Below are 11,800 nucleotides of genomic sequence, written 5' to 3' on the forward strand. Positions count from 1 at the left end.
GGGGCAGGAATGCATCTTGCTGGCTTTTATTGAAGCGATGAACTTCATCAACAAATAAAATTGTTCGCCGCCCCGCGTCGCGGTTTTGGCGGGCACGTTCAATCGCTTCACGAATTTCTTTAATGCCGGAGGTCACCGCAGAAATACGTTCAACATCAGCTTGACCATAACGGCCAATAATTTCTGCCAACGTGGTTTTTCCGGTTCCCGGAGGCCCCCAAAGGATCATTGAGTGTAATTGCCCGGCAACGATTGCCCGCGGTAACGGTTTACCCGGAGCCAGCAAATGCTGCTGACCAATATATTGCTCCAACGTCAAAGGCCGCATACGCGCGGCCAATGGCTGAAACTCATTCTGGGAAAAATCGAGGGACATATTACTCACACAGACCTCACTGCCGCTGGTCGTCCAGCGTCACGCCTTTTGGTAGGGTAAACTTAAATTTGCTGGCATCTGCTGAGCTATTTTGCTGACCTTTCAGCGTATAAGCGCTGCGCTGCCCATCTTGCTCAACCGCAGTAAAGCTTTTAATGGTGCCCGTTGGCGTCACTGTGATAGCAAATTGCTTCAGATTACCGCTGGCACTTTTCGGTGTCAGTTCAAAATCATCACCTTTCTGCTTCACATTATATTGTTTCCAATCATCTGGATTATTACGGGTGATAAGCATAAATGGCGTATTGCCTGTGGCATTTTTCAGCCAGGTCGCCGTTGCCTGTTCAACAAATGGGTTATAGAACCACAATGTTTCACCATCAGAAATCAAAACGCTCTCGTCAGGGGAAGTCATGTGCCAATTAAATAAATTAGGCCGTTTCACCCATAACTCACCCTCGCCTTCTTGTACCGCAGTACCCTCTGAGCTGGTCACTTTTTGCGAGAAGTTAGCATGGAAACTGTTCACCTTGCTCAGGCGAGCTTGTAAGTCGGAACTGGCATCGGCCAGCGCGTGAGCCGAAATTAACCCCGATAACAGACAGCAAGCAACAAGCAGTTTTTTCATTATTCTAAATACCTTATAAAATTCTCTGATAAATATGGGGTTTATGCTTCTTTGCATAAGGGCCGCAAAGCGGCCCTGTCTATATTAATTGCCTCAGAGCAAAATATGACTACTCATGTGGCGGCGGGGCCAATACTTCACGATTACCGTTATGCCCCGGTGTACTGACAATCTGCTGAGCTTCCATTTGTTCAATGATACGTGCGGCGCGGTTATAGCCAATACGGAATTGGCGCTGCACACCGGAGATAGACGCACGGCGTTTCTCCAAAACAAAATTCACCGCCTGATCAAACAGTGGGTCCAACTCTTCGTCGCTATCCAGACCAAGGCTACCGCCTTCACCCTCATCGCTACCACTGAGAATGCTCTCAATATATTGAGGCCGGCCTCGCGCTTTCCAATCATTAACGACTGCATGCACTTCCTGATCTCGGACAAAAGCACCGTGAACACGTACCGGAATTGAGGAGTTAGGTGCCATATACAGCATGTCCCCCATACCCAGTAGTGATTCCGCTCCCCCCTGATCAAGGATAGTTCGTGAGTCAATCTTGCTGGAAACCGTAAATGCGATACGGGTTGGGATATTGGCTTTAATCAAGCCAGTAATCACATCCACAGATGGTCGCTGAGTTGCCAGAACCAAATGAATGCCGGCTGCTCGGGCTTTTTGCGCCAAACGAGCAATCAACTCTTCAACTTTCTTACCCACTGTCATCATCAGGTCAGCAAACTCATCCACCATGACGACGATATAAGGCAATTTCACCAGCATTGGTGGTGAGATATCCATACTGTCGGAGGGTTTCCAGAATGGATCTGGAATTGGCCGCCCCATAGCTTCAGCTTGTGCAACTCGCTCATTATACCCAGCGAGGTTACGTACACCTAAAGCCGACATCAGCTTATAACGCCGTTCCATTTCGCCAACACACCAGCGCAATGCATTCGCCGCATCCTTCATATCCGTAACCACTTCGGTTAACAGATGAGGAATGCCTTCATACACCGACAGTTCCAGCATTTTTGGGTCAATCATGATAAAGCGCACATCATCTGGCGTGGCTTTATACAAGATGCTGAGGATCATGGCGTTAACACCAACCGATTTACCGGAACCGGTTGTACCCGCCACCAGCAAGTGCGGCATTTTTGCAAGATCAGCCACGACCGGTTGCCCGGCAATATCTTTACCCAATACGATAGCTAACGGTGATGGGTTATCACGGAATTTGGCGCAATCAAGCACTTCGCGCAAATAAACGGTCTGACGATGTTTATTGGGCAGTTCCAACCCGACATAAGGCTTGCCAGGAATGACCTCAACCACACGGACAGCAATGGCCGATAGTGAGCGAGCCAAGTCACGAGAAAGATTGGAGATACGTGAAGCTTTGACGCCCGGGGCTAAATCAAGTTCAAAGCGGGTAATCACTGGCCCTGGTGAAATACCGACCACTTCCGCTTTGACCCGATAATCCCCTAGCCGCGCTTCGACCAAGCGAGCTGTTTGCTCCAAAGCAAACATATCAACCGGCTCTTCTTCTGCTGGCGGCGAAGAAAGGAGATCCAACGTAGGCAATGGGGTTGTCGGTTTGACCAAAGGTTGGTCATTACGCATCAGGAACGGATGAATCAAACTGTCCATCGCAGGGGTTGGTTGCACCGGTGATACTGGCTGTGCTGCTGCCGTAGGTTGCACTGGTGTTGATTGACCTGAATATGCTTGATGAGTTTGATTTGCCGCTGATGGTTGATAGGCCGAAACCTGTTCAGTGTGCTCTGGTGCTGAAGAACTTTGCACGGGTGTAGGCTGTGCGGCTTCGTCAACATACGGAGACAGTGTGAACAGAGGCTCACGCGGGCTTTCCTCAACCAGATCGGCAACAGGCGAGAACGTGAAAGCGCTGCGAGTATCTACAGGCTGCATCTCTTCAATAACAACATGTTCATATTGACTATTGTCACTGTTTTCACCCTGCATTGCGCCATAGCGATGTTGTTGCTGCGCGGCAAAAGCTTGTCGTAATGCCGCCTCTTGCAAGGCTTGCTCATCTTCCGGCTCTACCGCTGAGAAAGTATTCACTCCCGTATCGGCTGATTGCCCATAACGTTCGGATTGCTGATCAGCGAAGGCTTTACGCAAGATTGCCTGTTCTAATGCATCATCATCTTCAGATGTGGCACCTGCGGTAAACGGTGTTTCGGGCGTTTGAGGCGTTTGCACTTCTTGCTCACGTTGCTCCTGCTCCGCCATACGTTGAGACGGGAGTTTGATGCCGTAGGATGCCAGCTCGCGCCTAGTAGGGATGCGGACAGGATTAGGCCGTGGTAACTCCGGTCCTATACCTTGTTTAACCTGCGAACTGCTATCACTGGTAGCAGTAAATGCTGGCATAAACGTAGCTGCGGTTGCACTTGCTGCGACAATCCCAGCAGCAGAAACGGATCCAGGGTGACTGACTGACCCCATCGCGGCCAGGCTATCTGTATCTATGCCTAATCCTGGATTCATATAGGGTGTATTTTCCACCTGATCGCTATGGCGTTGTGCCGCAGAAAAATCAAATGGCGAATGGCTGGTTGGGGTTGCGGGTTTATCCCATGAACCCAGTTGAGGCTCAGGCCGTTCAACCGGTGGCGCAATCCGTGTTGGCGCAGGAGACGTCGCTTCTTGTGGGATCTCAAAAGAATAGAGCGGCGGCGTTGCGGCGACATTATCAACCATCGGCACTGCGCTGTGGTTGATTATGGGTTCAGACGGATTCCCAGCAGAAGTTAATCCGGGCTGTTCGCCATTATCTGTCGCACGCAATGTACTCAATAATGGATCATAATTATTTAATGGCTCATCGCTTTCAGCCACAATTTCATCTGTCGGAATTGCCCCATCCAATATTGGGCTAACAGGCGTGTCAGTTACAGATGGTGCCGAGAACAAAACATCGTCGTCATCCGCATGAGCTGAATTGGCCACCAGCGCGCTAGCCGCAGCGACACCTGCTAGCGCTTTATTATTTACACCGACACCCTTATCTTGCTCGACGGTATTCGCTTCTTCAGTTTGGTAATCGTCATCTTCATTATCATAACGTTCTTCGCGACGTGAACGATTAGTCATAAATGTTAATGAACCTAAGACGACTCCACCAATCTTCTCCGCAATGACTAACCATGACCAACCAGTGAAAAGCGTCAGACCAACAGCCCAGATACAAAGCAACGTCAGGGTAGCACCAACGCCATTGAACCACGGCAACATGGCATTACTGAATAGACTACCGATTACCCCACCTGAGGCGAAGTAATACAGATCGTCAATATTTAAGGCAGCCAGCCCGCATGACGTTAAAATCAGCGCTAATGTGCCAATCAGCCGCAGCGAGAGAGCAAAGTAATCGATATGTTCACTGGCATCACGCTGGCGGAATGCGGCCCAACACAACATCACCATAATGGCGGGAATTGCATACGCCAATACACCAAAAGTGAAGAACAATGTATCAGCCATCCAGGCACCTACGCTCCCGCCAAGATTATGGATAGGCTCGTGCCATGAGGTTTGTGACCAACTCGGGTCTGAAGGATTGAAACTAAGCAGCGCGGCCATTAGGAAGGCTGCCAAAATGGTTACTACAATCAAAACAGCCTCAAGCAAACGACGCCCACTGCTGAGTTTTTTCAAAGTAACTTCTTTATCTTCTGTATATTCCTGGCTCAAGAAAGGCTCTCCAGGTTCCTGTTAACTAGTATGAATAACAACGCCGAGAACCTTCCCGGCGCTGAAACTGTATGAATAAACAGGAGTGTAACCAAATTACTCAGGTTTTGCACCTGCCTGTTTATCGCGTTTTAATCACCAGATGGCTAGTCTGCTTCACTTCTTCCATCACCACATAGGTCCGAGTGTCATTGACACCCGGTAGGCGAAGCAAGGTCTCACCGAGTAATTTACGGTAAGCAGACATATCGGGCACGCGGGTTTTCAATAAATAGTCAAAATCACCGGAAACCAAGTGACACTCTTGAATTTCATCGAGTTTTTGTACTGCGGTGTTAAATTGCTCAAACACATCCGGAGCACCACGATTCAGAGTAATCTCAACGAAAACCAGCAATGATGCATCCAAATATTGTGGATTAAGCAGTGCAGTATAGCCATTAATGAAGCCCTGACGCTCTAAGCGGCGAACCCGTTCCAGACATGGTGTTGGTGACAACCCTACTCGTTTTGAAAGCTCAACGTTGGAGATACGCCCATCCTTTTGTAATTCATTTAGGATGTTACGATCTATACGATCAAGCTCTTTCCCCGGACGTTTTTTATTATCTGTCATCTTATAGTCTCTCTTAATTTCCTTAAGTCTGCGACATACTCTCATCATCAATAAATTTAGAATATGTGGCAAACAACGACCCGCAGCCTGTTTTATGCAAATATATCAATACGTTGTTATCTCACACCCTGTCTGTCCAATCGCATGCGAGGCACTCGATGATTATTAGCGTTGAGGAAGAGATAGCTCATCACGAACAGCCGCAGAAACATCCCCCCTACGGTTGTTCGAGAACATACTCCACATGCCATCCAGTATTAATCGAAAACATTCCAGGGCTTTCGATTGGTATCACTGATACCAAATCTGAAATTATGGCGCGCAGATAATTTCTTCTTCCTATGATGTTTTCGCAAATGCACAGCCGATTGTCAAAGTAAAAGAAGTTAAATCAGTAGAACGTGCCAGAATTAAAATCTTAGCCCCCTTCTCTAACCTATTTTTTCACCGTTTTTTAGCGATGAAATGGCGCTAAAAGGCACCAGTACATTGCGGGTATTTTTTGAGCTACCGGCTTGCAAGCCACATTATTTATAGGGTCAAAGGTTTTTCAGACTATTTGGTCCATAACGTAAAAATGAATTTTGCTCTAATTGGCGCATTGCTCAATTTTATTTAACAGTTAACTGTCGATTCTTAATACACTTAGTTCATTAAATAGGCATTACCTATCAAACAAATCGCTAACAACATTTTTGTCTGCTTTTTTTAATGCTCGAATTTCCCTACAATCGTTAACATTGTCCGCCATTGTGGGAAAGAGGTATTCATGAGTACGGCTAAACATAGCAAATTGATTATTTTAGGTTCTGGCCCTGCGGGTTATACTGCGGCAGTTTATGCGGCACGCGCCAACCTGAATCCCGTATTGATTACCGGAATGGAAAAAGGCGGTCAATTGACCACCACCACCGATGTCGAAAACTGGCCCGGTGACCCGGAAGGTCTTACCGGCCCGGCACTGATGGAACGGATGCATGCACATGCAGAAAAATTCCAGACAGAAATCCTGTTCGACCATATCCATAAAGTCGATTTACAAAACCGCCCGTTCCGCCTGTTTGGCGATAGTGCTGAGTACACCTGCGATGCACTGATCATCGCGACAGGTGCATCTGCACGCTATCTTGGAATGGAATCAGAAGAGGCATTCAAAGGTAAAGGGGTTTCTGCCTGCGCCACTTGTGATGGCTTCTTCTATCGTAACCAAAAAGTTGCCGTCGTCGGCGGTGGCAATACCGCCGTTGAAGAAGCACTGTATCTGGCCAATATCGCCGCTGAAGTTCATCTAATTCACCGCCGTGATAGCTTCCGTTCAGAAAAAATCCTGATCGACCGTCTGATGGAAAAAGTGAAAAACGGCAATATCGTGCTGCACACTGACCGTACGTTAGACGAAGTACTGGGCGACGATATGGGCGTGACTGGCGTGCGGCTGAAGTCGACTAAAAACAATGAAACCGAAGAGTTAGCGGTAGCTGGGGTATTCATTGCTATCGGTCATAGCCCTAACACCGCTATCTTTGGCAACCAGTTAGCACTGGAAAATGGTTACATTAAGGTGCAATCAGGTATCCAGGGCAATGCAACACAAACTTCAATTCCGGGTGTATTTGCTGCGGGTGATGTTATGGACCACATCTATCGTCAGGCAATTACCTCTGCGGGTACCGGCTGCATGGCAGCATTAGATGCAGAGCGCTATCTGGATGGGTTAGTTAACGATAAATAATCTCTGACATAACTGATTCAACCAATACCAACGGGCAGCTAACAAATATGTGAGCTGCCCGTTTTTAATTTCTATTGGTACTTTATTTTGCATATCGGCATGTCAATGAAAAACAGCAAATTATAGATATCGACTAATGCGGCAACTATCACAAGCATTATGGTTTCACCTCATGGCATGACGAGGTAATATTGCCCCTCGCTGGTTTGTCATCTCGAAAGATGATAACCATTTTTTTGAAATTTCCCCGTACCTTGCGCAGACAAATTGCCCGATGAATAAAACACGACAGTATGAGTTGATTCGTTGGCTGAAAAAACAAAGCGCCCCGGCGCAACGTTGGCTCCGCCTGTCCATGTTACTTGGCCTCCTCAGCGGGTTATTGATTATTGCTCAAGCATGGCTGTTGGCCACCTTGCTGCAATCTTTGATTATCGACAAAGTCCCCCGTACAGAATTAATCACTGATTTTGGTTTATTGGCTGGAACCTTCGCCATACGTGCCGTGATCAGTTGGTTACGTGAGCGAGTAGGGTTTATTTGTGGCATGAAAGTGCGTCAACAAATCCGCAAAACAGTATTAGACCGATTAGAACAACTCGGCCCAGCCTGGGTAAAAGGCAAACCAGCCGGAAGTTGGGCGACGATTATTTTGGAACAAATTGAAGATATGCAGGATTACTATTCTCGCTATCTTCCACAAATGTATTTGGCCGTTCTTATTCCGGTGCTGACTCTCATTGCTGTCTTCCCGATCAACTGGGCGGCAGGTTTAATTCTATTCGTCACCGCACCGCTCATCCCTTTGTTTATGGCACTGGTGGGAATGGGGGCAGCTGATGCTAACCGGCGTAATTTTGTGGCGTTGGCCCGTCTGAGTGGTAACTTCCTCGACCGTTTACGCGGTTTGGACACCTTACGGCTATTTAATCGCGCCAAAGCGGAAACAGACCAAATTCGCGAATCCTCAGAAGATTTTCGCCGCCGCACTATGGAGGTGCTGCGAATGGCATTCCTCTCCTCTGCCGTATTGGAGTTTTTCGCCGCAATCTCCATCGCAGTCGTTGCTGTTTACTTCGGTTTTTCCTATTTGGGGGAATTGAATTTCGGCAGTTACGGCCTTGGTGTAACACTGTTTGCAGGTTTTCTGGTTTTGATTTTGGCACCTGAATTCTTCCAGCCATTGCGGGATTTAGGCACGTTTTATCACGCCAAAGCACAAGCTGTTGGTGCTGCTGAATCACTGGTTACCTTTTTGAGTACTGACGGTGAAACTATTGGCCGGGGTGATAAAGTTCTTGATGGCACCGATTCCATCGCTCTCGAAGCTAATGAACTGGAAATATTATCTCCTACAGGCACCCGTTTGGCCGGGCCACTAACATTCTCCCTATCAGCGGGAAAACGAGTGGCTATCGTTGGCTTGAGTGGTGCTGGAAAAAGCTCATTGCTTAACTTGCTATTGGGTTTTTTACCCTATCGCGGCTCATTAAAAGTCAACAACATAGAATTGCGTGAACTGGATCCGCAAACCTGGCGTCACCAGCTAAGTTGGGTCGGGCAAAATCCGCATTTACCAGAGCAGACGCTGGTTGCCAATATTTTGTTGGGCCAACCTGATGCTAACAATGACCAACTACAACTGGCGATTGAACGCGCGTATATCAATGAGTTCCTCAATGACTTGCCGCAAGGGTTAGATACGGAGGTCGGTGACCATTCGGCGCGCCTTTCTGTTGGTCAAGCCCAGCGCATAGCTGTTGCCAGAGCATTGCTGAACCCATGCCGGCTCTTGTTATTAGACGAACCTACGGCCAGTTTGGATGCACATAGTGAGCAATTGGTCATGAAAGCGCTTGAAGAAGCCTCTCGTAAGCAGACGACACTGCTGGTCACTCATCAGTTGGAAGATACGTTGGGATATGATCAAATCTGGGTGATGGATAATGGTCTTTTAATTCAACAAGGTGATTACTCCAGCTTAAGTCAAGCTGACGGTTCATTTGCCAATCTGCTGTCCCACCGCAGTGAGGAGCTTTAATCATGCGAGTACTTCTCCCCTTTCTGGCGTTGTATCGTCGCCATTGGTTCCTAATTTGCCTCGGTATTGTGTTGGCAATCATCACCCTACTCGCCAGTATCGGATTGCTCACTTTATCCGGTTGGTTCTTAGCAGGAACCGCCATTGCTGGCCCCGCAGGATTGTATACTTTTAACTATCTGCTCCCTGCAGCAGGCGTGCGAGGTGCTGCAATTACCCGAACAGCGGGCCGCTATGCCGAACGCGTCGTCAGCCATGACGCGACATTTAGAGTGCTGGCACATCTGCGGGTATTTGCATTCCAGAAAATCTTGCCACTTTCCCCAGCAGGTATTGCTCGTTTTCGCCAAAGTGAGTTACTGAACCGCCTGGTCGCCGATGTCGATACACTTGATCATCTCTATCTGCGGGTTATATCCCCACTGGTTGCCGCCGTTGTTATCATCGCAGCCGTTACCTTTGGCCTGAGTTACATCGATGTCAATTTAGCTCTGGCACTCGGTGCCATTCTGCTCGGGTTGTTATTGTTAGTACCGTTGATTTTCTATCGTGCCGGTAAGCCTATTGGCCATGATTTAACTGACCTACGCGGTCTTTATCGTTCACAACTGACCTCGTGGTTACAAGGTCAAGCCGAACTGTTGGTTTTCGGCGCATTACATCGTTTTCGTACTTCATTGGAAGAAATTGAACAGCGGTGGATGATTCGCCAAAAGCAACAAGCATCCTTGGCAGGCTTAGCCCAAGCGTTAATGATTCTTGCTTCAGGTTTGACTGTGACATTAATTTTATGGTTAGCCGCTGCCGGAATAGGGGGTGACAGCCAGCCAGGTGCATTGTTGGCTCTGTTCGTTTTCACATCGTTGGCAGCATTTGAAGCTCTGTTGCCCGTTGCAGGAGCTTTCCAACACTTAGGGCAAGTTATTGCATCAGCGACTCGAGTTGGTCAGCTAATGGAACAAAAACCCGAAGTGACCTTCCCGGATAGTGGCCCCGCCGCAGCCCCACAGGTGGCGCTAGAAGTGACAGGGTTGAGTTTTACTTACCCACAGCAGCCCTTACCTGTTTTACAAAATATATCGCTGTCACTGGCCTCTGGTGAGCATATTGCGCTATTGGGCCGAACCGGCTGTGGCAAATCCACACTATTGCAGTTATTAACCCGAGCATGGGATGCCAATGAAGGAGTCATCACGCTAAACGGGAAACCTTTAGCCCGCTTTGATGAAACGACACTGCGCCAAATGATGACAGTGGTCAGCCAGCGAGTACATATTTTCAGCAGTACATTGCGAGAAAACCTATTACTGGCCTGCCCTACTGCAACAGATGAACAACTAAAAATTGTTTTGGCACAAGTTGGTTTGGCTAATTTGCTAGATAACGATGAAGGGCTGAATGCCTGGATGGGTGATGGTGGGCGGCCATTATCTGGGGGGGAGCAACGCCGTTTAGGTATTGCTCGTGTGCTACTGCATCCAGCACCACTACTGCTTCTCGACGAACCTACCGAAGGATTAGACGCAGAAACCGAGCAACAAATTCTGACGTTATTACGCCAACACTGCCAGCATAAGAGCCTGATTATTGTCACGCATCGCTTGTATGGGTTGGAATATATGGATCGAATCTGTGTTATGGATGGAGGAAAGATAGTTGAGCAAGGCAGCCACCAAAACTTGTTACAAAACAAGGGACGTTACTACCAGTTCCATCAGCGGCATTAATACGAAGATGATGTGTAAATAAAGCTCCTATACCCTAAATAATTCGAGTTGCAGGAAGGCGGCAACTGAGTAAATCCCCAAGAGCTTACATAAGTAAGTGACTGGGGTGAACGAAGGCAGCCAACGCACATGCAGCTTGAAGTATGACGGATATAAACATAGGCAGATAATCAGCAAACTTATAGCTAATATTAAGTAAAGCTGCTGAAACCAAAGCAGTATTATTGTAATTGATGATTATATCCAAAGTCATTAGAGCCACAGCCAAAAGGTGCGATGAATACATCATCAATAACGCTGTGGCTCCAAATACTATGGGGATGCCCAAATGGGCCTGTAAGTGTCACTAAGGGGATTTATGCGCATCACGCAGCTCTCTTCTCAATCTTTTGCGTTCCCCTCGCCTGAGCTGGCTCTGCGCGAACCAAACGGATTGCTGGCCCTTGGGGGAGATCTATCTCCTCCTCGTTTGTTGGCCGCCTATGAACGGGGGATTTTCCCCTGGTTCAGTCCTGGAGAAATGATTTTATGGTGGTCACCTGACCCTCGAGCCGTATTGTATCCAGAAGATTTACATATCAGTCGGAGCATGCGGCGCTTTTTGCGCAACTGCCCTTATCGATTTACGCTCAATCACGCTTTTGAAGATGTTGTTCGTGCCTGTGCCACTCTGCGTGATGAGGGAACCTGGATTGGCGATGATGTACAGCAAGCATATTGCCACTTACATACACTGGGTCATGCCCATTCCGTAGAGGTTTGGTTGGAAAATGAACTGGTTGGCGGTTTGTATGGTATTTCAGTGGGCTCACTCTTTTGTGGTGAATCCATGTTTAGCAGGGCTAATAATGCCTCAAAAAGCGCTTTAATGGTTTTTTGTCATCATTTTACCCGTCATGGTGGAGAACTGATTGACTGTCAGGTCCTCAACGCTCACACTGCGTCGCTGGGTGCGA

General features: G+C 47.9%; 8 protein-coding genes. 4 read left to right on the forward strand and 4 right to left on the reverse strand.

Annotated features, from left to right (window positions below; genetic code table 11):
* The 4 genes from ACNSO8_RS06700 to lrp form a co-directional block, all read right to left on the reverse strand.
* Nucleotides 1-385: AAA family ATPase (locus ACNSO8_RS06700; RefSeq protein ID WP_418394187.1), on the reverse strand; the 385-nt coding region annotated here is incomplete at its 3' end.
* A 7-nt stretch (nt 386-392) separates the two neighbouring features.
* A complete protein-coding gene (gene lolA, locus ACNSO8_RS06705; protein WP_019079882.1) occupies nt 393-1,004 on the reverse strand; it encodes an outer membrane lipoprotein chaperone LolA in 612 nt (203 codons plus the stop codon).
* Between the two features lie 109 nt (nt 1,005-1,113).
* Nucleotides 1,114-4,728, reverse strand: coding sequence for a DNA translocase FtsK 4TM domain-containing protein (locus ACNSO8_RS06710; RefSeq protein ID WP_418394188.1), 3,615 nt, complete (start codon nt 4,726-4,728; stop codon nt 1,114-1,116).
* A 121-nt stretch (nt 4,729-4,849) separates the two neighbouring features.
* Nucleotides 4,850-5,344, reverse strand: a complete 495-nt coding sequence (lrp, locus tag ACNSO8_RS06715) for a leucine-responsive transcriptional regulator Lrp (protein WP_005162770.1) — start codon at nt 5,342-5,344, stop codon at nt 4,850-4,852.
* Between the two features lie 769 nt (nt 5,345-6,113).
* Here lrp and trxB point away from each other — a divergent pair.
* The 4 genes from trxB to aat form a co-directional block, all read left to right on the forward strand.
* Nucleotides 6,114-7,076, forward strand: coding sequence for a thioredoxin-disulfide reductase (gene trxB / locus ACNSO8_RS06720; protein ID WP_057620681.1), 963 nt, complete (start codon nt 6,114-6,116; stop codon nt 7,074-7,076).
* Between the two features lie 274 nt (nt 7,077-7,350).
* Nucleotides 7,351-9,117: a heme ABC transporter permease/ATP-binding protein CydD gene (cydD, locus tag ACNSO8_RS06725; protein ID WP_418394189.1), complete on the forward strand. Its 1,767-nt coding sequence runs from the start codon at nt 7,351-7,353 to the stop codon at nt 9,115-9,117.
* 2 nt (nt 9,118-9,119) lie between these two features.
* On the forward strand, nt 9,120-10,844 hold the full coding sequence (cydC, locus tag ACNSO8_RS06730) for a heme ABC transporter ATP-binding protein/permease CydC (RefSeq protein ID WP_418394190.1): 1,725 nt from the start codon (nt 9,120-9,122) through the stop codon (nt 10,842-10,844).
* A gap of 358 nt (nt 10,845-11,202) precedes the next feature.
* On the forward strand, nt 11,203-11,800 hold a 598-nt coding region (gene aat, locus ACNSO8_RS06735), incomplete at its 3' end, for a leucyl/phenylalanyl-tRNA--protein transferase (protein WP_418394191.1).

It is taken from the genome of Yersinia sp. LJYL362, from assembly GCF_048323875.1.